Genomic DNA, 24,211 nt, shown 5'->3' with positions numbered 1-24,211 from the left:
CTCGTCATATATAGGAACAAGCCTGGTTCGGAAGGGGCGATGACCAGTTGATGAAAACCTCCCACCGCCGCGTCGCTCTTGTCACCTGCGCCGAGTACCCCGACCTCTTCGAGGACGACCGCCTGCTGGCCCGGGAACTGGAGCAACTCGGCATCACCCCGGTGCCGGCCATCTGGGACGACCCGGCGATCGACTGGACGGCCTTCGAAGCGCTGGTCATACGCACGCCCTGGGATTACTACGAGCGCGCGGAGGAGTTTCGCCCCTGGCTCGACGCGCGCATCGCCAGCGGCGTGCTCATTTGCAACGCCGGCGACATCCTCGACTGGAACTTCGACAAGCGTTACCTGCAGGACCTGGAGGCAGCGGGCGTGGCGCTGGTGCCGACCATCTTCATCGGGCGTGGCGAGCGGGCCGACGTCGCGGCGCTGGCCCGTGCGCGCGGCTGGGACGAAATCGTGGTCAAGCCGACGGTCTCGGGCGGCGCCTACCGCACTCATCGCTTCCGTGTGGTGGAGGCGGCGGCCTACCAGGCCCAGATCGACGAAACGCTCGCCGACCGCGGCCTGATGGTGCAGCCCTTCCTGCCCGAGATCTTCGCCGGCGAGCTCTCGCTGCTGTTCTTCGACGGGGTCTTCAGCCACGCGGTCCGCAAGCGGGCGAAGCCCGGCGACTACCGGGTGCAGTTCCGCTTCGGCGGCACCACGGAGCGCGTCGAGGTCGAGCCGGCGCTGGTGGCGCAGGCGCGGGCCTGCGCCCTGGCGGCGCCGTCGTTGCCGGTCTATGCCCGCGTGGACGGCGTGATCAAGGACGGGCAGTTCCTGCTCATGGAGCTCGAGGTCTTCGAGCCCCTGATGTTCCTCAGCCACGACCCGGAGGCGGCGGGACGTTTCGCCCGTGCTATCCGGGGGCGCCTGGGAAAGCCGGCCTGACCGACCGCCTGATTGGCGGGATAAAGTCACGTAACCGCTTGATTGTATGAATTCTGCGACTTCCCGGCGTTGCGTTTCCGCGCGCTCGGTGACGGGTTTTGCGGCACTGGTTCCGTATGACAGGACAGGCCCGTTCGACCGAAGAGCAGATTCGCCATGAACTCATCCATTGTTCGTTCCGGTTCCCTGCCCGAGCCCCTGGACACGCTGATCGATGCAGTGCTGCGAGCGCCGCGACGCACCCTCGTGGTGGCACTGCTGCTGATCGCAGTGGCCGGCCTGGGCCTGGGGCAGCTGGTCAAGGAACCTGCGGTCGACGCCTTCGTGCCCAGCGATCACCCGGCCGCCAAGCAGCGCGACCGGGCCCGCGAGCTGTTCGGCATCGAGGACCCTATCGTCGTGGCCATGATCGACGATACCGGCCGGTCGCTGTTCCGGCCCGATGCGCTCGCGGCGCTGCGGCGCATCCACGAGGCCTTCGAGCAGGTGCCGGGCGTGCGTCGCGGCGACCTGTTCAGCATCGCCGGGGAGAAGGCCATCCAGGGCATCGCTGGCGACCTGCAGGTCGAGCCCATCCTGGTTGAAGGCCCGATCGGTGAGGCCGAGGCGGCTCTGGCGCTGGAGCGCTTCGGGGCCATGCCGATGCTGCAGGGTTTGCTGGGCGCGCCGGACGGACACGCCTTGACGTTGATCGTTCCGGTCGACGACCCGAACCATGCCGGGGAGGTGTATGCAGCGATTCGCGCCATTGGCGAGGCCGAGGCGCCGCCGGGGACGACGGTGCACGTGGCCGGGGTGGCCGGCATGAACGCCAGGCTCGCCGAGACGGTCGACACCGACACGCGGGTCCTGATTCCGGCGGCGATCCTGGCGGTGCTGCTGGTCCTGGTCGTCGGCCTGCGCACGCCGGCTGGGTTCATCGGCCCGCTGGTGGTGATTGCCGCCTCGGCGCTGGTCACCATCGGGCTGATGGGCTGGCTCGGGGCCCGCTATTACCTGATCACGACGGCGTTGCCGGTAGTCATCATGGCGATGGCGGTAGCCGACAGCCTGCACCTGAACGTGTTCTACCTGCGCTATCGGGCGGAGCACCCGGATGCCGACGCCCGCACGGCGTTGCGCGACGCGATCGCCAGGACCTGGCGCCCGATCATGCTGACCAGTGTGACCACCATGGCCGGCCTGGTCGGGCTGGCGTTCGGTGCGGCCATGCAGCCGATCCGTGAGTTCGGCCTGTTCGCTGCCGTCGGCGTGCTGGCTGCCGGTGTGCTGACGCTGACCGTGCTGCCGGCGGTGATGCTGCTGCTCGACCTGAAGCCGCGGACGGGGCGCCCGCGGCTGGCCGTGGCCAGCCATATCGAGGCGCTGATCGCGCGCCGCTCGCGCGCCTGCCTGGCGCATCCCATCCTCGCGATCGGCGGCATGGGACTGGTGGTGGTGTCGCTGATTGCCCTGGCGGGCCAGGCTCGCTTCGACTACGAGCGCCAGCGCTACTTCGAGGCCGCAGACCCGGTGCGCCTCGCGGACCAGGCCCTGGGCCGCTCACTGGGGGGGTTCAACTTCCTCGACGTGGTGGTGCGCGCCGAATCGCCGGGCGACCTGATGCGTGCCGACGCGCTGGCTCAGCTCGACCAGCTGTCGCAGCGCATCGCGGCGCTCGATCACGTCGTGCGCGTCGCGGCGATCCCGGACTACATCTCGCACATGCACTCGGTGCTGACGGACGCACCGCCGGGCGCGCTGCCTCGCATCGAGGATGCGCCTTCGCAGTACCTGTTCCTCTATGAGGCGGGCGGCGAGCCGGACGATTTTCATCACCTCATCGACTACGACCATCAGCACGCCCTGATTAGGGCGCGCCTGGACACCGATCGATTCAGCAGCACCCAGCCGACCGTGCATGCGCTCCAGGCGCTGGTTCGCGACTGGTCGGCGGAGACCGGCCTGGGCGCCGAGATCAGCGGCCGGGTCGCCGTGAATGAAGGCTGGATGCAGCACCTGGCAGACCATCACTTCCGCGGCCTCGCGCTGGCGATGGTGCTGGTTTTCGCCATCGCCGTGCTGGCCTTTCGCAACGTCGCTCCGGCGCTGCTGGCGATGGTGCCGGTGGCCGTCGGCGTGCTGTTCGTCTATGCGCTGATGGGCGTGGCAGGCATCGATATCGCGCCGGCGACCTCGATGTCGGCCGCCATCGCGACTGGCCTGGGGGTGGATTTCGGGATCCACCTGATCAGTCACCTGCGACAGAAGCTCCAGGCCGGGGTGCCGCTGTTCGAGGCGCTCGAGGGCGAGTACCCGGTGATCGGTCGCGCCTGCCTGATTTCCGGCCTCGCGCTGGTTCTCGCGCTGGGCGTGATCGGATTGAGCTCGGCGCCGCCGCTGCGCTGGTTCGGCCTGCTGGTCGGCGCCGGTGCGGTCGGCTCGATGCTCGGCGCCCTGATTCTCGTACCCCCCGCACTGGCGCTGTCCGTGCAGTTTCGTCGCTGGAGACTCGCTCATGCGTAACGGAATGCTCTGCCTCCTGTTCCTCGCGCTCGCCCTGGCCCATGGCCACGTACGCGCGGACGATCCGGACGCCCGGGCCCTGGCCGAGCGGATCGCCACGCGGCCGTCCAGCGAAGGCCGCGTCGGGATCATGAACTTCACCCTGACCAACAAGTCCGGGAAGCAGCGGGAGCGGGTCGCAAAAGTGGCCCATGCCGACCTCGACGGTACCGAGCGCCTGCTCATTTACTTCACTGCGCCGGCGGCGATCCAGGGCACCTCGTTCGTGACCCATACGCATCAGCAGAGCGTTGACGAGAGCTGGCTTTACCTGCCGGCGACCGAGCGGGTGCGGCGGATTCCGGCCTCGCAACGCGCCGAGTACTTCCTCGGTACGGACCTGTCCTACGGTGACATCCAGGACAATTTCAGCTTCGGGCTCGATGATTGGCGCTTCGATCCGCTCGAGCAGGTGGAGCGCGACGGGCGCCGCTGGCCGGTGCTGAAGGGGCATGCGCCCGACGCGGACACCGCGCGTGAGCTCGGCTATTCCGCCTTTACCGCAGTCGTCGATCCCGACACCCTGATTCCGATCGAGATCGAGTATCTCGATCCGCACGGCGATCCGCTCAAGCGCGTCGAAGTACTGGATCAGCAGCGCATCGAAGGTATTTGGACGGCGATGCAGTTCACCGTCGTCAACCACCTCAAGCGCCACCGCACCGATGTCTACTTCAGCGAGTTGCGCCACGTCCCGGAGATCGGCCTCGAGGTGTTCGACGCCGAGACCCTCGCTTTTGGCGCGCCGCGCCTGCCCTGATTCCGGCAGAGGGTTCAAGACCATGGTCCGAAGGACACGTGACGCATCGATTCGTCGCGCGGGGTCGCTGGCGCTGATGCCGCTGCTGCTCGCGGCCGCGCTGGCCGAGGCCGCACCGCGGCTCGAAAGCCAGCGGCACCAGCTGGCGTTGTGGAGTGCGGTGCGGACCGACGACGGCGAAGTATCCCTGGCCCGACTCAGTGCCAGCTCGGAATGGCGTTGGCGCTTCGGCGACCGGTGGCAGGCGGAGCTGGGCGCCCGGCTGGAGCTGGCCGACGACGATACCGGTCTTGGCACGGTGCGAACGTTCGCGCCGGCGTCCCGTCCGCTGATCGACAGCGAGCATGCCAGGCTGGAGATCGATGCGGCCACGCTCAGCCGTCAGCACGCCGGTCAACAGATCGTGCTGGGCAAGCAGGTGGTGGCTTGGGGCGTGCTCGACGGCTTGCGGGTTACCGACCGGTTCGCGCCGGTGCGCCTGCGTGATTTCGTGCTGACCGAGGTCCGGCCGGAACGGATCTCGCGCTGGGGGGTGCGGGTTCGGCAGCGGGCCCTGGACGGCTGGTTCGATTTCGCGGTGGCCCTGGACGACACCGTCGACCAGTTGCCGAACCCTGGGGATACCTTCTCGCCGCTGGCGCCGCGGAGCCGTGCGGGTCTCCCCCTGGACGCCGTCGCGCCGCCCCTGGTTGTTGCCGATCGCGGCCACGCTCCCAGCGATGCCACAATCGGACTGCGGTTCAGCCGTGGCCTCGCTGCCGGCAGCTTCAGCGTGCTGGTCCTGGACGGACCGGACACCGAACCGCGTTTCACGCCCCAGCCCGATGGCACCGTGCGCCTGGACTACCCGCGGCGCAGCCTGTTCGGCGCGACCTTCGAAGCCTCGGCCGGGGCGTTCGTCTGGCGCGCTGAACTGGCGCACATTCCGGACCAGCCAGTAAATCGCAGCGGGAGCGCCGGACTGCTCATCGACCGCGAGGCGCGCACGCTCGCCGGCATCGGTCTCGACTGGCGCGGTGAGGACGGCCTGTTCGTCAATGCCCAGTTCGGCATCGACCACTTGAAGGAGGGCGCCAGCGATGCAGCCCTGGTCAGGCCGCAAACCGACTGGATCGGCACCGTGCGGGTGCAGAAAAGCCTGCTGCAGGACACCATCATCTTGCGCGCCGAGTGGATCGGCTCACTCGCCGACGGCGACGGGGCCTTCCGGCCGTCGGTGGAATGGGCGTTGAATGATACGCTGCGCCTGGGCGCCGGCATCGATTGGCTCCACGGCCAGCCCGACGAACTGTTCGGCCAGTTCCGCGATCAGAGCCGCGCCTGGCTGCGGCTGACCGCCTCGTTCTGACGACGGGCGTCCGGCGAGTCGTAGGATGGTCGGGCCGGCCTCCGGGAGGGTGAGCAGATGAACTCCAGCGATTTTTTCCGCCGCCTTGAAGCGCTGTTCCACGAGCTGGAGGCGCTGTCGACGGAGACCCGCGAGGTCCGGCTCGCGGCGCTGGCCGCCGCTGAGCCCGAGCTGCATGCTGAGCTGGTTCGCATGCTCGAGCCGAGCGACCGGCTCGCGCGTGACGAACGGGCGCTGGACTCGGTCGCCGGCCGCGGCGGTATCGCCGCCTCGATCGTCGACCTGGCTGATGACCTGCCCGGCGATCCCGAGATGGTCGGGCGGTACCGGCTCATCCGGCTGATCGGCCAGGGCGGCATGGGGCGGGTGTACCTCGCGGAGCAGTCCGAGCCGGTGCAGCGGCGGGTGGCGCTGAAGCTGACCCGGCGGGGCCTGGACAGTCAGGAGGCGCTGGCCCGCTTCCGGGCCGAGCGCCAGGCGCTGGCGGTCCTCGAGCACCCGAACATCGCGCGGGTGTTCGACGCCGGCAGCCTGCATGACGGTCGGCCGTGGTTCGCGATGGAGTACATCGAGGGCGTGCCTATCACCGAGTGGGCGGCCGCGCGGCAGCTCGGCCTGGCCGAGCGCATCGAGCTGCTGCTGCCGGTCTGCGAGGCCGTGCAGCACGCCCACCGCAAGGGGCTGATCCACCGCGACCTGAAGCCGTCGAACATCCTGGTCGTCGACCAGGGTGGACAGGCGGTGCCGAAGGTGATCGACTTCGGCATCGCGCGGGTGCTGGAGGGGGACGCCGAGGACCGGACGAAAATGACCCGGCTCGGTGAATTGATCGGCACGCCGGAATATATGAGCCCGGAGCAGGCCGCGCTGGGCGAAATCGACATCGACACGCGCTCGGACGTCTACTCCCTGGGCCTGGTGCTCTACGAACTACTGGTCGGGACGCTGCCGATCACCGGCCGGGAGCTGCGCGCGCTGGGCTTCGTGGCGATGTGCCGGCAGATCCGCGAGGGCGACACGCCGCGGCCCAGCCAGCTGCCGCCGGCGGACGCCACGACCGGTGACGCGACCACGCAGACCTGGCGCGCCCGGCTGAAGGGCGATCTCGACTCGGTGCTGCTCAAGGCGCTGGCCAAGGACCGCGAGCGGCGTTACGGCAGCGCAGCCGAGCTTGCGGCCGACCTGAGGCGCTACCTCGCGAACGAGCCGGTGCTGGCCCAGCCGCCGTCGCTGACTTACCGGGCGGGCAAGTTCGTGCGGCGGCATCGCTGGCCGGTGGCGGTCGCCGTTGCGGCCGGCCTTGCCATCGTCACGGGCGCGGTGACCGCGACCTACGGGCTGCTCGAAGCGCGCGTCGCCCAGGCCGAGTCAGAGCGGCAGCGGGCCACGGCCGAGGAGTCGCTGCGGTTCATGGTCGGCTTGTTCTCCGCTGCCGACCCGCGCGAGAACGCCGGTTCCGATCCCTCGGCACGCGAGTTACTCGATCGCGGACGCCAAAGAATCGATGAGCTGGAAGACGCTCCGGCGGTGCGCGTTCGACTGCTCGAGTCGCTCGGCGAGATCTACCGGTCGCTGGGCGACCTGGACGGCGCCCAGGCACTGGTCTCGCAGGGCATCGACGAGCACCGCGCGGCAGGTTTGACCGACCCGCGCCGGCTCGCCCGGATGCTGGGTCAGCTGGGCGCCGTGCATCGCGAACGCGGTGATCTGACTGAGGCCGAGCGCTGGTTCAGGGAGGCGCTGGACGGGCTCGAAGCCGCAGGGATGATGGACAGCCAGGAAGGCGGTTTCGCGCTGAACCAGCTGGCCATCGTCTTGTCCCGAACCGAGCGCTTCGACGAGGCGGTCGAGGCCTACCGTCGCGCGCTGGCCATTACCGAGAGACTGGCCGCGGATCCGGCGGAAGACAGTCTCGTCGCGCAGCAGCGTCTCAACGTGCTGCGTGCGAACATGGCCGTGGTCCAGTACCGGCAGGGCGATCTCGACGGCGCGGCTGATTCCTTCGAGCAGGTCCTCGCCGCGGTGCAACAGGAACTGCCGCCGACGCATCCCTACCTCGGCACGTTGCACAACAACCTGGCCAACGCCTACCAGCGCCTCGGGCGGAGGACCGCGACGCAGGTGCATGCCGAGCGGGCCCTGGAGATCGACCGGGCCGGCCTGGGCGAGCGACACCCGACGGTGGCCGACAGCCTGCTCAAGCTGGGCCAGTCGTTGCAGCTTCTCGGGGACTACGATGCGGCCGCGCAGGCATTCGCCGAATCGCGCGAGATCCTGGTCGAGAACCGCGGCGAGGACAGCTTCCAGGTCACGATGAGGGATTTCGAGCTGGGCTTTCTGCAGCTGCTGCAGGGTGAGCCGGCGCGGGCCCTGCCGTACTTCGAAGCCGTGGTCGAGCATGCCGAGCGGACCACGGACCTCGCCGACCGACAACGGGCCGGTTTCTACCGTAATCTCGCCATGGCCTATCGCGGCATCGCCAACGTCGGCGCAGCCGGTCAGGCGGCACGCCGCGCGCTGGACGTGGCCGGGGACGCAGCGCCGTCGCGCGGCGAGCGGGCCAAGGCGAAGCTGACACTGGCGTTGCTGGCGGCGGATCGCGGCGCTACGGATGAGGCCGAGCAGTGGCTGGCGGCTGCGATGCAGGACGACGAGTGCGCGCTCGACAAGCCCTGCGCCGTGCTGGATTACGCCGCGACTGTACCCTCGCGCGCTGCCGTTCTTGCCCGCATGAATCGGCCGGAGGCGGCGATCGTGGCACTGCAGTCCGGGATCGAGAACCAAGGCTGGCACTTCGGCATGCTCAAGGATCCCGATCTGGCGTTGCTGCGGCGGGATTCTCGCTGGACGGCGCTGCAGGCCAGCTTTCAGGCACGGGTCGAAGCGGATCGGCGCGACGCTCGCTGAACCCCGCCGAGCCGGCATCGCAAGCACGGCGGCCCGGCGAATCAGTCGGGCGTGAGGCGGTCCAGACGCTGGGCCAGCCAGCGCCGCGCGAAGCGCCAGTCCCGTTCCGCCGTGGCCAGCGAAATCTCCAGCAGGTCCGCGGCTTCTTCCATGGTCGCGCCCCAGAACACGCGCAGCCCGACCAGCTCGGCTTTGCGCGGATCCTGCGCCTGCAGTTCGTTCAATGCCTCCGGCACTTCGAACAAGTCGAGCGGCGAGTCGTCGTGCACGGCGGAGAGGGTGATGCGCTGGAAGTCGCCACCGCGCTTCTGGGCGCCGCGCTGGCGCTGGTAATCGATGATCGCGCGCGCCATGACCTGGGTGGCGTAGGCGAAGAAGTGGCGCCGGTTTTCGAACTCGACGGGCCGTTCGAACAGCTTCAGGATCGCGTCGTGCGCGACCATTTGCGGTTCCACCGTCAACCCATCCAGCGCCCCGCGGTTGCCGGCCTCCAGCTGGTTGCGGGCGATGCGCTCAAGCTGGCCGACTACGGCGGCGACCAACGCCTCGTCGGCGGCGCGGTCGCCGCGCGCGGCGCGGCCGAGGAGCTGGGTGATCGGGGCATCGTCCACGTCGTCAGGTTCCGCCAGGGCCGCAGCTTCGGGTGCAGTATCCTGTCGCTCCGAAGCGATCGTCAAGACGAACCGTTCGCAGTGCCGGCGTCGATCGCGGCGGCAAGTCTCCGGAGCCGTGCGACGGTGTTTCGGCGCGGGCGTTTCTGGAAGAATGGCGCCGGCCGGCTTCCACGCTGCGGAACTCCGTCGAGTGAGTGACGGCCGGCACGCCTGTCGGGGCCTTGTCGGGGCCCTGTCGGGCTCGTGGCGGCATGATGTCGTGGTCCGGACCTGCCGGTGATGAAAGACTCGCTCCGCCTCGAACACGGGATGCAGCCATGATTGTCAGAAAGCTACGCCTCCAGCGGGGCTGGTCGCAGGACCAGCTCGCCGAACTGATGGATGTCAGCGTGCGGACCGTGCAGCGGCTCGAGCGCGGGCAGAAGCCCAGCCTGGAGACTGCGCGGTCACTGGCGGCCGTGTTCGAGGTGGATATCTCGTCATTCATCTCGGAGGAAACGGACATGCCGGAAAAAGCTGAACTGCAGCAGGACGAAAAAGAAGCCATCGAGTATGCCAAGGGCGTGAAGGAGTTCATCCACGGGCTGGGCGCGTACGTCGTCATGGCCGTGGTGTTCTTTGCCGTCTTCGGTTTCGATCGCCCGATCCTGTACTGGATCTTCCTCGGCATCGGCGCCGGCCTGGCGATCCAGGCGCTCTTCACCTTTGAAATCGTTCGTTTTCCCTTCCAGGACTGGGAGAAGCGGATGGCCGAGAAGAAGCTCGGGCGCAAGCTGTAACGAAGGGCGTCCCCGGAGTAGGGGTTTTCCCTATTGCTAAGACCAATGCGAATCATTAGCATTCGCGGGTCAAATCCAAGGGGACTCTTCACAATGCCTTATCAGAAAACTTTTGCCGCCGGCCTCGCGCTGGCGCTGTGCTCGCCGGCGCTGCTGGCGGTCGAAAACGACCGTGAGCCCGCAGCAGACCTCGACACGGTGGAAGTGTCGGGCAACAACCGGATTGACCCGTTGCTGCCCGATAACATGCCCTCAGTCGAGGACGGCATGGTCTTTTCCGGGAAGAAGACCACGGCGATCGACCTGGAAATCCAGCCGACCTTCGTCGAGCCCAACCTGCGCCAGATGTTCGCCCGCTTGCCCGGCCTGTTCGTGTCGGAGCAGAAGATCCCGAGCATCTACAACGTGAACTATCGCGGCCTCGGCAATCCGCACGAATCGGAGTTCGTCGCCTTTTTCCAGGACTCGGTGCCGCTGGCCTCGGACCTGTTCGGTTACCCGACGATCTATTACCTGCCGCCGGCCCAGCGCGTCGAGCGGGTCGAGTTCGTGCGCGGCGGTTCCGGCCTGCTGTTCGGGCCGCAGATCGGCCCGACCATCAACTTCATCACCCGTCGCGCCGACGCCGGGGCCGATGCCGGGGGCTCCACCGAGCACAGCTTCGGCACGGACGCGTTCTACAGCACCCACAACCAGGCCAGGTGGGGGGACGGCACCTTCGGGCTGATGGCGACCTACGACCGTCGCCAGGCCGACGGCCCGCGGCTGAATGAAGACTTCGAGGTGGATGCGGGCTATCTGGGCGTGGCCTATGAAGGCATCGACGACGTCCGTATCGGGTTCGACCTCGACCTCTACCAGTCGGACTCCGGCGAGGCCGGGCGGCTGAACTCGGCGGAATTCGCCGCCAACCGCGACCTGACCAAGACCCCGTTCAACCGGGTGGAAATCGACCGGCTGATCGCCACGCTCAGCTACGACCAGCGGCTGGGCGAGGATGCGACGCTGAACGGCCGGCTCTGGCATTCCTACCAGGACCGCTTCAGCCGCCGCTCCGCGCCCTTCATCGATCCCGCCGACGAGCCGGCCACGACCAACATCGACCAGCAGGAATTCAAGACCTTCGGCCTCGACCTGCGCTACGCGCGCGGCTGGGGCGCGGACCACGTCCTGACCGTCGGCACGACCGCCTATCGCACGGACAGCCCGCGCACCCGGCATGTCAGCCCGGACATCCGCTCGAATACACAGCGGCCCGAGGACCTGTTGTATGACCAGGACCGGGTGATCACCTACAACGCCTTGTTCGTGGAGAACCTGTTCCGTTTCGGCAACCTGAGCCTGGCCCCGGCCGCGCGCTTCGAGCGGGTCAACTATGACCTGTTCGAGAACGTGCAGCAGCCCGGCCTGTCGCGCGACCCGATCGACGTGGACCAGACCGAGAACGAGGTGTTGTTCGGCCTCGGGGCGATGTACCAGGTGGGCGAGGTCAGCGAGATCTACGCCAATATCTCCGAGGCCTACCGGCCGCAGCGCTTCGATGACCTGGCCAACCCGAGTGCCGAGCTGGCCGCGGAGAATGCGCCCGAGGTCTCCCGTGCCATGAACTACGAGCTCGGCGTGCGCAGCAGCCCGGTCACCGGGCTGGTGCTGGACGTGAGCCTGTTCCGGATCGAAGTCGAGGACAAGGTCGAGCAGATCCAGGTCAACGTCAGCGACGTGCTGCGGGTCAACAGCGGCGATTCCCGCCACCAGGGCCTGGAGTTCAGCGTCGAGTACGATTTCTTCGCGCTCCGGCAGTCGCCGAGCCGGCTGCTCGGCTTTGTCAACGGCTCGCTGCTGGATGCCGAGATCACCCGGAGCGTGACTGCCAGCCTGGTGGGCAATACGCCGGCGTTCGCCCCGGAGTACCTGGTCCGCACGGGCCTGATGTACGACAACGACCGCTGGAAGGTCGCCCTGATCGCGACCCTGGTCGACGAGCAGTTCTGGCAGGACTCCAACCTGCCGCGGGGCACGGGTGACGCGCAGATCGACGCCGTGATTCCTGCCTACGAGGTGGTGGACCTGAACGCCGAGTATCGCCTGGCCGATGCCTGGACACTGTTCGGCGGCATCAACAACCTCCTCGACGAGGACTACTACAGCCGGGTCCGTAACGACGGCATCGAGCCGGCTGCGGAACAGACGTTCTTCGCCGGCTTCCGCTTCGAGTTCTGAGTACTGCGCCAGGCCGCGGGGCGAGGCTTGCCTCGTCCCGCGGGCCCTGGCGGCAGGGTCGCCTGCCGTTTGCCCGGCCCGTGCATTCCGTGGAACATGGGGCCTGGCGCGGAGCGAGGACCGATGACCAGCCGACCGTCCACTACCAGATGCATCGCCAGCGTCGTGGGCGCCACGCTGGTCCTGTTCGCTTCCGTGCCCGTGGCCGCGACCGCCATGCCGCCTCCGGCGCCGTCTTTCGAATACACGCGCGGCGCCCTGGCCACGGCCGATTTCGGCGCCGCGCGCCTGTCGGGCGCCGAGAACCGCATCGCCTTCCACGCGGCGACGCGGCGGCTGTCCCACGGCGATTTCCGCTGGGCGCTCGACTACGCCTACCAGCGCTTCGAATACACCGGCCTGCCGACGCGCAATCGCGACCTGCACCGCCTCGAAGTGCCGCTGGCCTGGCGGGGCGACGGGCCGATGGCCTGGTCGGGCGAGCTCCGGCCGGTGATTGCCGCTTCGTCGAACGTCTTCAAGGAACTCTGGTCACGCGGGAGCGCCGATGACCTGATGCTGCACGGGCGGGTGTTGCGGGAACACGCGCCGGCAGGCGCCGGCTGGGGCTGGCGCGCGGGGGTGGCCTATGACGACGCCTTCGGCACGGAACAGGCCTATCCCGTGCTGGCCCTGCTGCGGGAGCACGAGGGGTTTCGGCTGGAGCTCGGCTGGCCCGTCACGCGGACCATGCTGGAGGTCGCCCGCGGCGTCGAGGTCGGCGGCGAGGTCGCGCCGGCCGGCGCGCGCTGGCACGTGGTCAGCGACGAGCGCGACGGGGCGAGCTTCGATTACGAGGTCCGCGCCTGGCGGGCCGGCGCCAAGCTGCGCTGGCAGACGGCGGGCGGCCTCTTCCTCACCACCCGGGCCGGGCTCGAGTTCGAGCGCCGCCACCGGCTGGAGGACGACACCGGCGCGGTGGTCGACCAGGGGGTCGGCGAAGCGACCTTCGTCGAGCTTGCCGCCGGCTATCGCTGGTAGCCGCCCCGGGACGCGGCGCGCAGCCGTCGGACCAGGGTGACCGTCGCGAGCACGATCGCCCCGGCCAAGATCCCCACGATCGCATTGAACAGCAGCGGCGCGAGGAATCCGGCGCCGCCGAGGTAGTTCGCCAGCGCATGGCCCCAGTGCTCCAGCGGCCCGATGCCGTGCACGATAATGCCGCCGCCGACCAGGAACATGGCGGCCGTGCCCGCGATCGACAGGCCTTTCATCAGCCAGGGGGCAAGCCGCAGGATGCCGCGCCCGGTCGCGGAGGCGAGCTTCGAGCCTTCTTTCTGCGACAGGTACAGCCCGACGTCGTCGAGCTTCACGATCGCCGCCACCAGGCCGTACACGCCGATGGTCATCAACAGCGCGATGGTGATCAGCACCGCGACGCGCGTGCCGAAGGGCGCGGCGGCGACGATCCCGAGCGCAATGACGATGATCTCGGCCGAGAGGATGAAGTCGGTGCGGATGGCGCCCTTGATCTTCCGCTGCTCCAGTGCGACCAGGTCGACCCGCGGATCGGCCATGGCCCGCACCAGCACCTCACGCTCGGCCTGGTCCTCCGCGGGGCGGTGCAGGAACTTGTGCGCCAGCTTCTCGCAGCCCTCGTAGCACAGGAACAGCCCGCCGAGCATCAACAGCGGCAGCACTGCCCACGGCGCCAGCGCGCTGATCGCCAGTGCGGCGGGCACCAGGATCGCCTTGTTGCGCAGCGAACCCTTGGCCACGGCCCAGACCACGGGCAGTTCGCGCGCGGCGCGGATTCCGGTCAGCTGCTGGGCGTTCAGCGCCAGGTCGTCGCCCAGTACGCCGGCGGTCTTCTTGGTGGCGACCTTGCTGAGGACCGCGACGTCGTCGAGGACGGTGGCGATGTCGTCCAGCAGCGCGAGCAGGCTGGCGCCTGCCATGCCCTAGTTCCTCTCCTCCGCGTCGATGGCTGCGGCGATCTCGCGCGCCAGCTGGATCTGGGCAGCGCGGCGCTCCGGTTCCCGCGGTCCCGGCCAGGCGGCCACGATGGCGACGACCAGGCGCCGCTCGGGGTCTAGGTGGATGAACTGGCCGAAGATGCCGCGCGCCTGGAAGGTGCCGTCCCCAAGCGGCCACCACTGGTAGCCGTAGCCGCCGGGGAAGCCGGTGTCGGCCTGGGTGCTGGTGGCTGCCGCCAGCCAGCCTGCGGGCAGGATGGACTCGCCCTCGATGCGGGCCCCGTCGAGGATGAAGCGGCCGAAGCGGGCGTAGTCGCGCAGCGTCGCCTGCAGGCAGCAGCCGCCCTGCTCGTTGCCCACGTGGTCGACCAGCCAGGTGGCGTCGCGCTCCATGCCGTAGGGCTGCCAGATCTTCTCCGCCAGGTACTCGGCCAGCGGCTTGCCGGTCGCCTCCATCACCAGCAGGCCGGCGAGGTTGGTTTCCGGTGTCTTGTAGCGCCATTGCGTACCGGGCGCGAACTCGCGCGGCTGGTGGCGCATGAAGCCGACCGAGGCGTCGATCCCCGGGGCGGGCGGCTCGCGGTACAGGCGACGGATGTCGGAATCCGGATCGGCGTAGTCCTCGTTGAAAGCCACGCCCGAGGTCATGGTCAGCAGCTGGCGCACGGTGACGCCGTCGTAGGCCGTGCCTTCGAGGGCGTCGATGTAGCGCGTGATCTCCGTGTCGAGGCCCTCGATATAGCCGTCGCGGATGGCCGCGCCGACCAGCGTGGAGGTGATGCTCTTGGCCACGGAGAAGGAGGTCCAGCGGTCGGCCGCCGACTGGCCGAGGCCGTAGCGCTCGAGCCGGACTTTGCCGTCGTGGACCACGATCAGCCCGGCGACGTATTCCTCCGCCATGAAGCCGGCCAGCCGCCCGGCCTGGATGCCGCCCGGCTCGTAGGCCGCCAACGGCGCGCCGGCCGGCAACGGCGAGGGCGTGGCGGCGCCGGTGACCGTGCGGGCCGGGAACAGCGCTTCCATGGCGCGGAAGCCGCTTTTCTTCTGCTCCAGGTCCCAGGTGAAGACCTCGGTGCCGCGGGTGTTCACGGGCTCCAAGGCGCTGCGCATCGCGGCGTCGTCGGCCGCAGCGGGCAGGGCGAGGAGGGCGGAGGCCGCGAGCAGCGCGGCGCCGTGGCGGTGTGTTTTCATGGGCGGCATTATACTGCCCCGACTACCCGATCGATGGAGCCTGAGCAGGATGCAGTTCAAGCCTTTCATGCCGCCGCACCGGACCCTCATGGGGCCGGGCCCCTCCGACGTCCACCCGCGCGTGCTGGAGGCGCTCGGCCGGCCGACCATCGGCCATCTCGACCCGCAGTTCGTGGCGATGATGGACGAGCTCAAGCAACTGCTGCAATACGCCTTCCGCACCGAGAACCCGCTGACCATCCCGGTCTCCGGCCCGGGCTCGGCCGGCATGGAGACGGCTTTCGTCAACCTGGTCGAGCCGGGCGACACGGTGATCGTCTGCATCAACGGCGTGTTCGGCGGCCGCATGAAGGAGAACGTGGAGCGCTGCGGGGCCACGGCGGTGGTGGTCGAGGACCCGTGGGGCCACCCCGTGGACGTGGACAAGGTGGCGCTGGCGCTGAAGGAGCACCCGGAGGCGAGCGTGCTGGCCTTCGTGCATGCCGAGACCTCCACCGGCGCGCGCTCGGACGCCGAGACGCTGTGCCGCCTGGCGCATGAATACGGCTGCCTGGTGATCATGGACGCCGTCACGTCGCTGGGCGGCATCCCGGTGGAGATCGACGCCTGGGGCGTGGACGCCGTCTATTCGGGTTCCCAGAAGTGCCTGTCGTGCACGCCGGGACTCTCGCCCGTGAGCTTCTCGCCACGCGCCGTGGAGCGGATCCGCAGCCGCACCCACCGGGTGCAGAGCTGGTTCCTCGATCTCAACCTGGTGATGGGCTACTGGGGCAGCGGCGACGCCACGCCCAAGCGCGCCTACCATCACACCGCGCCGATCAACGCGCTCTACGGCCTGCACGAATCGCTGCTGATGCTGGCCGAAGAAGGGCTGGAAGCCAGCTGGGCCCGGCACCAGCGCATGCACGCGGCACTCGCCGCCGGGGTCGAGGCCATGGGGCTGGAGTTCCTGGTGACAGCGCCATGGCGCCTGCCGCAGCTGAATGCCGTGCGCGTGCCGGTCGGCGTGGACGAGGCGGCGGTGCGCCAGCGGCTGCTGGCCGAGTTCGACCTGGAAATCGGCGGCGGTCTCGGCGCCCTGGCCGGCAAGGCCTGGCGCATCGGACTGATGGGCTACGCCGCGCGGCCGGACAACGTCCGCCTCTGCCTCGAGGCGCTCGGCACGACCCTGGCCGGCGCAGAAGGCGTGGACGCCGGCGCCGGCCTGCCGGCGGCCGAGGCCCTGCTCGGGCGCGCCGCGGCCTGACGTACTTCGCCCCGGGAGTCGTGGAACATACGGGCGAGGACGCAGGGACGATTCGCTAGAATCGAGGCCTGATTGGCGCCAGGATGGACCACGATGGCCAGGACACTGCTGCTTTATGCCGGCGTTTACGGGCACACCCGCAAGATCAGCGAGCGCATCAAGGCGACGCTGGAAAGCCGCGGCCACGAGGTCGAGCTGGTGCCGGCCGCGCAGGGCGCGGACCCGGCCGGCTATGACGCGGTGCTGATCGGCGCGGCCATCCGCAACGGCAAGCACAATCCCGCGGTGCTGGAGTTCATCGAGCGGCACAAGGCCGAGCTGGACGCGAAGCCGAGCGGCTTCTTCTCCATCAACCTGGTGGCCCGCAAGCCGCACAAGAACACCCCCGAGACCAACCCCTACACCAAGGCCTTCGTCGCCAAGAGCCCGTGGCAGCCGAAACTGCTCGGCGTTTTCGGCGGCGACCTGGACTACCAGCGCTACAGCGCCTTCGACCGCAACGTCATCCGCTTCATCATGTGGCTGACCAAGGGTCCGACCGACCCGCAGACCAAGGCGGAGTACACCAACTGGGACGAGGTCGAGCGCTTCGCCCAGCGCTTCGCCGACCTGGCGGCGGCCTGAGGCGGCCATGAGCGCCGGGACGGGGCGCCGCCAGCACCTCCTGCTGGCCCTGCTGGTGGTGTGGCTGGTCGTGACCAGTCCATGGGTCCACATGTTGCGCCAGGTGCCCCGCAACGCCGGCTGGGTCGACTATGCCCACATCGGGCTGGGCGTGCTCGCCGCGGTCCTCGCCGCGACCTACTTTGCGGCCTGCTGCCGCCGCGGCGGCTGGCGCGTTTACTTCCCCTGGCTGTCGGGACGCATGGGCCCGACGCTGCGCGAGCTGCGCGGCGTGTTCCGCGGCGAGCTGCCGACGGCGGAGGGCGGCGGCCTGTTCGCGCTGGTCGAGGGGCTGCTGCTGCTGGCGACGCTGCTGGCGGGCCTCACGGGCGTGGCCTGGCTGGTGCTGGCCGGAACTCCCGAGGCCGTGGCCTGGCGCGGCTACCACATCCTCGCCGCACAGGGCATGATCGCGCTAGTGGTGCTGCACGTCGTTACCGTCTCGCTGCACCTGCTCGATTTCATCAGGGAGTAAGTCATGGCGAATAACAACAGCAACGCCGGCAGCACGCATGCCTGGCGGTTCTTCCGCTGCGGCGGTTTCGACCAGGTGTCGATCGAGAGCGGCGCGGACCTGCGCCACCTCGGCGAGCTCGACCCCAAGCTCTGGACGGCGCTGAGCTGCCCGACCACCGGCCTCGAGTTCGATTCCCGCACCCTGGCCCTGCTCGACACCGACGGCGACGGCCAGATCCGGGTGCCGGAAATCGTGGCCGCGGTGCAGTGGGCCTGCCGCATGGTGAAGGATCCGCAAGCCCTGTTCGGCGACGGCGCGCTCCCGGTCGAGGCCATCGACGACAGCCACGAGGAGGGCGCGGTGCTCAAGGCGGCGGCGACGCAGGTGCTCGGCTATCTCGGCAAGTCGGAGGCGGGCGTCCTGGCGGTCGATGACTTCGCCGACATGACGAAAATGTTCTCGCCCACGCACGTCAACGGGGACGGGGTGGTGCCCGCGGGGGTCGCCGGCGACGAAGCGCTGGCCAAGGTCATTGGCGACATCGTCGCCACCCAGGGCGGCGTGCCGGATCGGAGCGGCGAGCCCGGGATCACGGCTGAGACGCTGGACGCCTTCTTCGAGCAGGTCGAGGCGGTGCTGGCATGGCGCCGGGGGGCCGCCGAGTCGGCTGAACTGATCCTGCCGCTGGGCGAAGCCACGGCCGGAGCAGCCGACGCCTTCGAGGCCGTCCGGGCCAAGGTAGACGACTACTTTGCGCGCTGCCGCCTCGCGGCTTTCGATCCACGGGCCGTGGAAGGGCTGAATGCGCCAGTGGCGGCCTACGGGACGCTCGGCGAGCGCGTGATCGGCGCCGGCGACGCGGAGGTCGCGGCGCTGCCGCTGGCGGAAATCGGCGCCGACAAACCCCTGCCGCTTGCCAAGGGCGTCAACCCGGCGTGGGCGGGACAGGTGGCGCAGCTGCACGATGAAGTGATCGAGCCGCTGCTCGGCGCGCGCGAGGCGTTGACGCTGGAGGAGTGGCTGGAGCTGTCGGCGAAGTTCGATGCCTACCGGGTCTGGATGGCGGACCGTCCCGACACACAGGTGCACGATCTCGACCTGGCGCAGCTCGAGCAAGTGGTCTCCGGCGACACCCGTGAGCGCCTCGCCGCGCTGATCGAGCGCGACCTGAAGGCGGACGCCTCCGCGGCGAACATCGATGCCGTGGAACGGCTGGTGCGCTACCAGCGCGACCTGGTCACGCTGCTGCGCAACTTCGTCACCATGAGCGAGTTCTACGGCGGCGAGAGCAAGGCGATCTTCCAGGCCGGCACGCTGTATCTCGACCAGCGCAGCTGCGAGCTCGTCATGCGCGTCTCGAACATGGCCAAGCACGCCACCCTGGCGCCGTTCAGCGGCTGCTATCTCGTGTACTGCAGCTGCGTGCGTGCCGGCGCCGGTCCGATCGAGATCGTCGCGGCACTGACCGGGGGCGAAGTGGACGAGCTCATGGTGCCGGGGCGCAACGGCATGTTCTGCGACCGCCAGGGGCTCGACTGGAAGGCGACCGTGGTGAAGGTCGTCGAGCAACCGGTCAGCATCCGCCAGGCGTTCTGGTCGCCCTATCGTCGTGTCGGCGCGATGGTCGAGAACCAGCTGCGCAAGTTCGCCGCCTCGCGCGACAAGGACATGGAAAACAAGGCGGCAGCCAATGTCGCCGGTGCCGCCGCCAAGGCCGACGGCGGGCAGGCCGCGCCGCCGCCCTTCGACATCGCCAAGTTCGCCGGCATTTTCGCCGCCATCGGCCTCGCCGTGGGCGCCATCGGCACGGCGCTGGCGGCCGCCATTGCCGGCCTGTTCAGCCTTGCCTGGTGGCAGCTGCCGCTGGTCGTGGTCGCGATGGTGGCGATCATCTCCGGGCCGTCCATGCTGCTGGCCTGGCTCACGCTCAGGCGGCGCAACCTCGGTCCGCTGCTCGACGCCAATGGCTGGGCGGTGAACGCCAGGGCGCGGATCAACCTGCCTTTCGGCGAGTCCCTCACGGGCCTGGCCGAGCTGCCCGCCGGCTCGAAGCGCTCGCTGTACGACCCCTTCGCCGACAAGAAGCGGCCATGGAAGGCGTGGCTGTTCCTGGTGGCGCTGGCGGTGCTGCTGTTCCTGCTGTGGCGCCGCGGGGTGTTCGCGGGCCTGCTGGGCGGCTGAGGACCGGCGGCGCCGTCAGGGCGCTGGCAGGTTGAAGACGCCGAATGCGTCCTTGGTCAGGCTGCCCAGGTAGAGGCGGCCGCCGGCTTCCGTGACGCTGGTCACCGGCGCGAAGCTGCCCGGGCCTTCGTGTTGCAGGTTGTGCAGCACCTCGCCGTCCAGCGACAGGCCCAGCACGAAGGCGTGCGGCGCCGGCTGGGGCTGCATGAACTGTGGCAGGCGGAACACCAGCTTGCGGAGCCAGGGGTAGCCGGAGAGCGCGTCCAGCGCCGGATTGCGGACGGTGAACAGCGCCAGCCAGTAGGCGTCGCGGTCGTTGCTGGAGATGCCGTCCGGGATGCCCGGCAGGTTGTCGATGAACACTTCGTGGGTGCCGGCGCGCTCGCCGGCCAGCCAGTAGCGCAAGACGTTGTAGCTGCCGGTCTGCACCACCAGCACCGAGCGCTCGTCCGGCGCCAGCGCCACGCCGTTGGCGAACTGCAGGCCGTCCAGCAGCACCGTCACCCGGCCCGTCGCCGGGTCGTACTGCAGCAGCCGGCCGTGGCCGCCGTGCTCGAGGAGGTCGTCGCGCGCCTTCATGGCCGGGCCGAATTTCCACGAGGCGTCGGTGAAATAGATGGTGCCGTCAGCGGCGATGTCGAGGTCGTTGGTGAAACCGAAAGGCAGCCCCTCGGCCGCGGTGGCCAGCACCTCGATGGTACCGTCGGCGTCGATCCGCAGCAGTCCCCGGTAGCCGTCGCAGACCACCAGGCGGCCCTCGCCGTCGAACTCCAGCCCGAGCGGCCGGCCGCCGGTCTGGGCGAACAGCCGGGGGGCAGCCCGGCCCGGCACGAAACGCACGATGCGCCCGTCGTCGTAGCCGACGTACACGGTGCCGTTTCCTGTCACCGCGACATCCTCGGGCCCGGCGCCGACGCCGCGGCCGACGCGGCGGACCTCGGCCAGCCGGTCGTTCACCGCATAGGGGCCCTCCAGCGCCGGCGCCGGCGGCGCCTCCCAGGCCACGGGCTCGATCGGCACCGGCGCGGTAGCGAGCCAGATCAGCGCGAAGACCACGAGGACCAGCAGGAGTCTCATTGCGGTTCCTTCATGGGCCGGTTCAGGCAGCTAACTCCTGCAGCGCCGCCTTGAGAGCGGCCGGCAGCCGCTCGCGCAGGCGCTCGGGCCGCGCCAGCTGGGCCGCGATCAGCCGGGTGGCGAAGGGCTTCGCGGCCTCGACGATGTCGATATCGGGATAGATGGCGCGCGCTACGCCCTCGACGGTAACCAGCGCTTTCACCAGCAGGCCGTAGCCCGCCGGGATCGCAATCCGGAAGTCGGCCAGCATCTCGAGGAAGCCGAGGGCGAAGCCGCGCACGTCGGCCCGGTCGGCTGCGGCGAGATGCGCGCGCATCAGGCGTTCGACGCGTTCGCGCACCGCCGCCTCGCGCGCAGGCGGGATCTCGAGTCCCAGCGCGCGCGAATACTTCAGCGCCCGGTCGGCGTCGCCGTAGACGGTAGCGACCAGCACCTGCGCGATGGCGATCCGCTGCGCCGGCGTGGTGCGGCCGGTGATGCCGAAATCGAGATAACAGATCCGTCCGTCGGGCGTTACGAACAGGTTGGCGGGGTGCAGGTCGGCGTGGTAGCGGCCGTGCACCAGCACCTGGCGCATGAAGACCTCGGCGCCGTGCGCCGCCAGGCCGCGGGCGTCGATCCCGGCGCGCTCCGCCGCCCCCAGCTCGTTCAGCCGCCAGCCCTCGACCAGCTCGGTGGTGAGCACCCGGCGCGTGGTCAGCGGCCAGGCGACCCGCGGCACGACGACCAGGGGATCGTCCGCGAAGTCGCGCGCGAAGCGGTCCGCGACGCGGCCCTCGTGGCGCAGGTCCAGCTCGCTGCGCAGCGTGTCCCCGAACTCGTCCAGCAGCTCGCGCGGGCGCCAGCGAGCCAGCCGGCCCAGCCGCGAAAGCCGCTCCGCCCAGCGGCGCGCGACGGCGAGGTCGGCCTCGATCATCCGCGCGACGCCCGGCCGCACTACCTTGACCGCCAGCGGCGTGCCGGCCGGCAGCGGCGCACCGCTCACGGGCCGATAGTCCCGCGCCAGCACGGCCCGATGCACCTGGGCGATCGAGGCCGTGGCCACCGGCTCGGGGTCGAACTCCCGGAACAGCCGCTCGGGCGGGGCGCCGAGCTCGCGCGTGATGGTCGCGCGCACGGCGGCGGCAGCCACGGGCGGCACGCGGTCCTGGAGCCGCTCCAGCTCGAACACCGTCTCGGGGGCGAACACGTCCGGTCGCACCGACGCCAGCTGGCCGAGCTTGATGAAAGCCGGCCCGAGCTCCTCGCAGGCGAGACGCGCCTGGCGGGCGAAGATCACCCGGCGCGCGTGCCCGCGCACCAGCCCGAAGCGGGACTGCCACAGCGCCCGCCCCAGGCGTGCCAGTGCGACGGCGGCGATGGTGTGGCCGCGGCGCGCCACAGCCTAGTCGCCGGAACGCGCCAGCAGGGCGTCGATCGACGCCTGCAGGGATTCGACCCGGCCGCGGAGCTCGGCCAGCTCGAACACCAGCGCCTCCAGCTGTGGCGCCACGTCGCCTCCGCCGCCGGCCGGGCGGTCGCCGGCGCTGCGTTCAGCGAGTTCCGCCTTGAGGCGCTCTTTCTCCGCGTCCACCAGGGCGGCGAGGCCATCGACGAAATCCTCCGGCCCGCCGCCGGTGCCGGGCGCCTGGTCCCGGCCGCGCGCGATGGCGGCTTTCCAGCCCTCGTCCGCGCTCTCGTGGACCAGGGCCCAGGCAGCCAGGAAACGTACGAAATCGGTCATGGGCTCGCATCCGGCAAGACGGGCAGGGGAACCAGTATAGCCAGCGCGCGGCCGGCCGGCTTGGGGGTGCCGCCTGCGGGTGTTAGCTTAGGCGGTGTTCCGCGAGGGCGGCGAGGGGGCAGGACGGGTGGCCGAGATTCCCGAGTGGTTCAAGATCGTCTACACCGTGCTGGTCGTGGCGTTCATGATCATTTACTGGCCGCGGCACGGGCCGGCCAATTTCCTGTGGTTCTCGGACGTGGCGTTCATCGGCGCCGTGCCTGCGATGTGGCTGGAAAGCGGCCTCCTGGCGGGGGTGCTGGCCTGCATGGCGCTGCTGCCCGAGATCCTGTGGAACGTGGACTACGCGTCGCGCCTCTTGTTGCGCCGCCGGATCACCGGGCTGACGGAATACATGTTCGATCCCTCCATCCCGCGCTGGCTGCGGACCGTTTCGCTGTTCCACGTGCCGCTGCCGCTGGTGCTGGTCTGGCTGGTGGCGGCCTACGGCTATCCGCCGGAGTCACTGTTCTGGTCCGTGATCGCCGGGGCGGTGATCCTGGCGCTGAGCCGCATCTTCAGCAGCAAGGAGAAAAACATCAACTGGGTGTTCGGCCCGGCGATGGTGCAGCATCGCGTCCGTCCGGCGACCTACCTGCTGCTCCTTTACTTGAGCTTCCTGCTGCTGGTGTTCGTGCCGACGCACCTCGTGCTGCTGCGCCTGTTCTAGGGCTCGAGGTCGATGGGCTCGGCCGCCCGGCTCGAGGACGACTGGAAGCGATGCGCGCCGTAGCGCAGCAGCAGCACGGCGACCGCCAGGATCAGCACCGCGCCGGTGGTCACGAGGATGCGCGACTCGCTCAGCTCCTCGGCGCTGATCAGCTTCCGCGTCATCACCGTGATCGTGATGTAGAGCAGGAATTCCACCGGCAGTTCGTCGGTGCGGAAGTAGATACCGACCATGGCGCCCAGCTCGAGGTAGATGAAAAGCAGCAGGATGTCGTGCAGGGTGGCCTCGCGCGCGGCGATCATCTCCAGCACGAAGGCCGCGGCGGACCAGAAGATCGCCGCCCCGATCACGAACAGCGCCACGAGCTGGAAGGCGCTCACCAGCCGGTCGCCGAGTCGCTCGGCGCGGTTCTTCGCCTGCGCCGCCGGCTGTTCAGTCTCGTTCAGTGTGCTCATCGCGGTTCCCCCCCAAGAATGCATCCGGGGCCTGAGCCTAGCGCAAACGTCGCCGGCGCGTGAGGGGCGGGCGCGCGGGGCGCGGTCAGGCGACGGCGCGCGGGTCGACCAGCAGCGCGGCGGACTGTGGCTGCAGCACGGTGCTCATGGCGTGCGAACCCGGCTCGGGATGATCGCGGTTGTAGTGCACGCCGCGGCTCTCCGGGCGCAGCAGGGCGCTGCGGGCCACCAGCAGGCCGACGGAGGCCAGGTGCCGCAGTTCCAGCAGCGCGGGGGCGGGGCCGTGTGCCCGGAACAGCGCCTCGGCCCGGGACTGCAGGGACTCGAGCCGCACTGCGGCCGCTGCCAGCCCGCGATCGCTGCGGACGATGCCGACTTCGCGGGACAGGATGCGTCGCAGGCTGCGGGCCAGCTGGCGCGCCTCCGCCGCCGCCGGCAGCGGCAGAGCCG

General features: G+C 69.6%; 20 protein-coding genes and 1 pseudogene. 13 read left to right on the top strand and 8 right to left on the bottom strand.

Going from position 1 to position 24,211, the window contains the following annotated elements; translation table 11 throughout:
- Window positions 1-50 precede the first annotated feature (50 nt).
- The 5 genes from G6N75_RS02160 to G6N75_RS02140 all read left to right on the top strand — a co-directional run bounded on the left by G6N75_RS02160 (window position 51) and on the right by G6N75_RS02140 (window position 8,491).
- Window positions 51-932: a hypothetical protein gene (locus tag G6N75_RS02160; RefSeq protein ID WP_165346428.1), complete on the top strand. Its 882-nt coding sequence runs from the start codon at window positions 51-53 to the stop codon at window positions 930-932.
- A 156-nt stretch (window positions 933-1,088) separates the two neighbouring features.
- Window positions 1,089-3,437 carry an MMPL family transporter gene (locus G6N75_RS02155; RefSeq protein ID WP_165346427.1) on the top strand — a complete coding sequence of 783 codons (2,349 nt, stop codon included), beginning with the start codon at window positions 1,089-1,091 and terminating at the stop codon, window positions 3,435-3,437.
- Complete coding sequence (locus G6N75_RS02150) at window positions 3,430-4,236, top strand: outer membrane lipoprotein-sorting protein (RefSeq protein WP_165346426.1); 807 nt, start codon at window positions 3,430-3,432, stop codon at window positions 4,234-4,236. Before G6N75_RS02155 ends, G6N75_RS02150 begins: the two co-directional genes overlap by 8 nt.
- Window positions 4,237-4,312: 76 nt before the next feature.
- Window positions 4,313-5,584 carry a DUF1302 domain-containing protein gene (locus tag G6N75_RS02145; RefSeq protein WP_165346425.1) on the top strand — a complete coding sequence of 424 codons (1,272 nt, stop codon included), beginning with the start codon at window positions 4,313-4,315 and terminating at the stop codon, window positions 5,582-5,584.
- A gap of 57 nt (window positions 5,585-5,641) precedes the next feature.
- Window positions 5,642-8,491 carry a serine/threonine-protein kinase gene (locus tag G6N75_RS02140; protein WP_165346424.1) on the top strand — a complete coding sequence of 950 codons (2,850 nt, stop codon included), beginning with the start codon at window positions 5,642-5,644 and terminating at the stop codon, window positions 8,489-8,491.
- A gap of 41 nt (window positions 8,492-8,532) precedes the next feature.
- Here the strand turns inward: G6N75_RS02140 and G6N75_RS02135 are convergent, their stop codons facing one another.
- Window positions 8,533-9,102, bottom strand: a complete 570-nt coding sequence (locus tag G6N75_RS02135; RefSeq protein WP_165346423.1) for an ECF-type sigma factor — start codon at window positions 9,100-9,102, stop codon at window positions 8,533-8,535.
- A 320-nt stretch (window positions 9,103-9,422) separates the two neighbouring features.
- On the opposite strand from G6N75_RS02135, the gene G6N75_RS02130 reads away from it, so the two are divergent.
- From G6N75_RS02130 to G6N75_RS02120, 3 genes are all read left to right on the top strand, one after another.
- The gene (locus G6N75_RS02130; RefSeq protein WP_165346422.1) at window positions 9,423-9,884 is read left to right on the top strand and encodes an XRE family transcriptional regulator; all 462 of its coding nucleotides are present in this window, start codon (window positions 9,423-9,425) and stop codon (window positions 9,882-9,884) included.
- Between the two features lie 93 nt (window positions 9,885-9,977).
- Window positions 9,978-12,104, top strand: coding sequence for a TonB-dependent receptor (locus G6N75_RS02125; RefSeq protein WP_165346421.1), 2,127 nt, complete (start codon window positions 9,978-9,980; stop codon window positions 12,102-12,104).
- Between the two features lie 123 nt (window positions 12,105-12,227).
- Entirely contained in the window at window positions 12,228-13,124 is an 897-nt protein-coding gene (locus tag G6N75_RS02120) for a hypothetical protein (protein WP_165346420.1), read from the top strand.
- Here the strand turns inward: G6N75_RS02120 and G6N75_RS02115 are convergent.
- A complete protein-coding gene (locus tag G6N75_RS02115; RefSeq protein WP_165346419.1) occupies window positions 13,112-14,041 on the bottom strand; it encodes a DUF808 domain-containing protein in 930 nt (309 codons plus the stop codon). The two genes, G6N75_RS02120 and G6N75_RS02115, sit on opposite strands and share 13 nt — an antisense overlap.
- A 3-nt stretch (window positions 14,042-14,044) precedes the next feature.
- Window positions 14,045-15,250 (bottom strand): serine hydrolase, encoded by a 1,206-nt coding sequence (locus G6N75_RS02110; RefSeq protein WP_206202865.1) that lies wholly within the window; start codon window positions 15,248-15,250, stop codon window positions 14,045-14,047.
- Window positions 15,251-15,299: 49 nt separating this feature from the next.
- On the opposite strand from G6N75_RS02110, the gene G6N75_RS02105 reads away from it, so the two are divergent.
- From G6N75_RS02105 to G6N75_RS02090, 4 genes are all read left to right on the top strand, one after another.
- Window positions 15,300-16,496: an alanine--glyoxylate aminotransferase family protein gene (locus tag G6N75_RS02105; protein ID WP_165346418.1), complete on the top strand. Its 1,197-nt coding sequence runs from the start codon at window positions 15,300-15,302 to the stop codon at window positions 16,494-16,496.
- A 93-nt stretch (window positions 16,497-16,589) separates the two neighbouring features.
- Window positions 16,590-17,120 carry a menaquinone-dependent protoporphyrinogen IX dehydrogenase gene (gene hemG, locus G6N75_RS02100; protein WP_165346417.1) on the top strand — a complete coding sequence of 177 codons (531 nt, stop codon included), beginning with the start codon at window positions 16,590-16,592 and terminating at the stop codon, window positions 17,118-17,120.
- Window positions 17,121-17,127: 7 nt separating this feature from the next.
- Window positions 17,128-17,634 (top strand): cytochrome b/b6 domain-containing protein, encoded by a 507-nt coding sequence (locus G6N75_RS02095; RefSeq protein WP_165346416.1) that lies wholly within the window; start codon window positions 17,128-17,130, stop codon window positions 17,632-17,634.
- 3 nt (window positions 17,635-17,637) lie between these two features.
- Window positions 17,638-19,797, top strand: a complete 2,160-nt coding sequence (locus G6N75_RS02090) for a hypothetical protein (protein WP_165346415.1) — start codon at window positions 17,638-17,640, stop codon at window positions 19,795-19,797.
- A 15-nt stretch (window positions 19,798-19,812) separates the two neighbouring features.
- Here the strand turns inward: G6N75_RS02090 and G6N75_RS02085 are convergent, their stop codons facing one another.
- Genes G6N75_RS02085 through G6N75_RS02075 form a run of 3 tightly spaced genes read right to left on the bottom strand, consistent with a single transcriptional unit; the run spans window position 19,813 to window position 22,597 of the window.
- Complete coding sequence (locus G6N75_RS02085) at window positions 19,813-20,874, bottom strand: SMP-30/gluconolactonase/LRE family protein (RefSeq protein ID WP_165346414.1); 1,062 nt, start codon at window positions 20,872-20,874, stop codon at window positions 19,813-19,815.
- Window positions 20,875-20,896: 22 nt separating this feature from the next.
- Window positions 20,897-22,255 (bottom strand): AarF/UbiB family protein, encoded by a 1,359-nt coding sequence (locus tag G6N75_RS02080; protein WP_165346413.1) that lies wholly within the window; start codon window positions 22,253-22,255, stop codon window positions 20,897-20,899.
- 3 nt (window positions 22,256-22,258) lie between these two features.
- Window positions 22,259-22,597, bottom strand: a complete 339-nt coding sequence (locus G6N75_RS02075) for a hypothetical protein (RefSeq protein ID WP_165346412.1) — start codon at window positions 22,595-22,597, stop codon at window positions 22,259-22,261.
- Window positions 22,598-22,724: 127 nt separating this feature from the next.
- On the opposite strand from G6N75_RS02075, the gene G6N75_RS02070 reads away from it, so the two are divergent.
- Window positions 22,725-23,306, top strand: coding sequence for a membrane-associated protein (locus G6N75_RS02070; protein WP_165346411.1), 582 nt, complete (start codon window positions 22,725-22,727; stop codon window positions 23,304-23,306).
- On the opposite strand, the gene G6N75_RS02065 is transcribed toward G6N75_RS02070, so the two are convergent.
- The gene (locus G6N75_RS02065) at window positions 23,303-23,761 is read right to left on the bottom strand and encodes a phosphate-starvation-inducible PsiE family protein (protein ID WP_165346410.1); all 459 of its coding nucleotides are present in this window, start codon (window positions 23,759-23,761) and stop codon (window positions 23,303-23,305) included. The genes G6N75_RS02070 and G6N75_RS02065 overlap by 4 nt on opposite strands.
- 85 nt (window positions 23,762-23,846) lie before the next feature.
- Window positions 23,847-24,211: pseudogene (locus tag G6N75_RS02060) on the bottom strand (hypothetical protein); the annotation flags it as partial.

Source organism: Thioalkalivibrio sp. XN8 (assembly GCF_011058255.1).
In the GTDB taxonomy this organism is placed as follows: domain Bacteria; phylum Pseudomonadota; class Gammaproteobacteria; order Steroidobacterales; family XN24; genus XN24.
Note: the sequence above shows the minus strand (reverse complement) of the source record. Positions and strands in the feature narration are given on the sequence as shown.

Bases quoted from the DNA above. Each gene is read 5' to 3' on its own strand.
- G6N75_RS02090 (WP_165346415.1), top strand. From the start codon at position 17,638: ATGGCGAATAACAACAGCAACGCCGGCAGCACGCATGCCTGGCGGTTC.
- G6N75_RS02125 (WP_165346421.1), top strand. From the start codon at position 9,978: ATGCCTTATCAGAAAACTTTTGCCGCCGGCCTCGCGCTGGCGCTGTGC.
- G6N75_RS02120 (WP_165346420.1), top strand. From the start codon at position 12,228: ATGACCAGCCGACCGTCCACTACCAGATGCATCGCCAGCGTCGTGGGC.
- G6N75_RS02110 (WP_206202865.1), bottom strand. From the start codon at position 15,250: ATGAAAACACACCGCCACGGCGCCGCGCTGCTCGCGGCCTCCGCCCTC.
- G6N75_RS02160 (WP_165346428.1), top strand. From the start codon at position 51: ATGAAAACCTCCCACCGCCGCGTCGCTCTTGTCACCTGCGCCGAGTAC.
- G6N75_RS02140 (WP_165346424.1), top strand. From the start codon at position 5,642: ATGAACTCCAGCGATTTTTTCCGCCGCCTTGAAGCGCTGTTCCACGAG.
- G6N75_RS02095 (WP_165346416.1), top strand. From the start codon at position 17,128: ATGAGCGCCGGGACGGGGCGCCGCCAGCACCTCCTGCTGGCCCTGCTG.
- G6N75_RS02130 (WP_165346422.1), top strand. From the start codon at position 9,423: ATGATTGTCAGAAAGCTACGCCTCCAGCGGGGCTGGTCGCAGGACCAG.
- G6N75_RS02065 (WP_165346410.1), bottom strand. From the start codon at position 23,761: ATGAGCACACTGAACGAGACTGAACAGCCGGCGGCGCAGGCGAAGAAC.
- hemG (WP_165346417.1), top strand. From the start codon at position 16,590: ATGGCCAGGACACTGCTGCTTTATGCCGGCGTTTACGGGCACACCCGC.
- G6N75_RS02145 (WP_165346425.1), top strand. From the start codon at position 4,313: ATGCCGCTGCTGCTCGCGGCCGCGCTGGCCGAGGCCGCACCGCGGCTC.
- G6N75_RS02075 (WP_165346412.1), bottom strand. From the start codon at position 22,597: ATGACCGATTTCGTACGTTTCCTGGCTGCCTGGGCCCTGGTCCACGAG.
- G6N75_RS02115 (WP_165346419.1), bottom strand. From the start codon at position 14,041: ATGGCAGGCGCCAGCCTGCTCGCGCTGCTGGACGACATCGCCACCGTC.
- G6N75_RS02105 (WP_165346418.1), top strand. From the start codon at position 15,300: ATGCAGTTCAAGCCTTTCATGCCGCCGCACCGGACCCTCATGGGGCCG.
- G6N75_RS02085 (WP_165346414.1), bottom strand. From the start codon at position 20,874: ATGAGACTCCTGCTGGTCCTCGTGGTCTTCGCGCTGATCTGGCTCGCT.
- G6N75_RS02150 (WP_165346426.1), top strand. From the start codon at position 3,430: ATGCGTAACGGAATGCTCTGCCTCCTGTTCCTCGCGCTCGCCCTGGCC.
- G6N75_RS02155 (WP_165346427.1), top strand. From the start codon at position 1,089: ATGAACTCATCCATTGTTCGTTCCGGTTCCCTGCCCGAGCCCCTGGAC.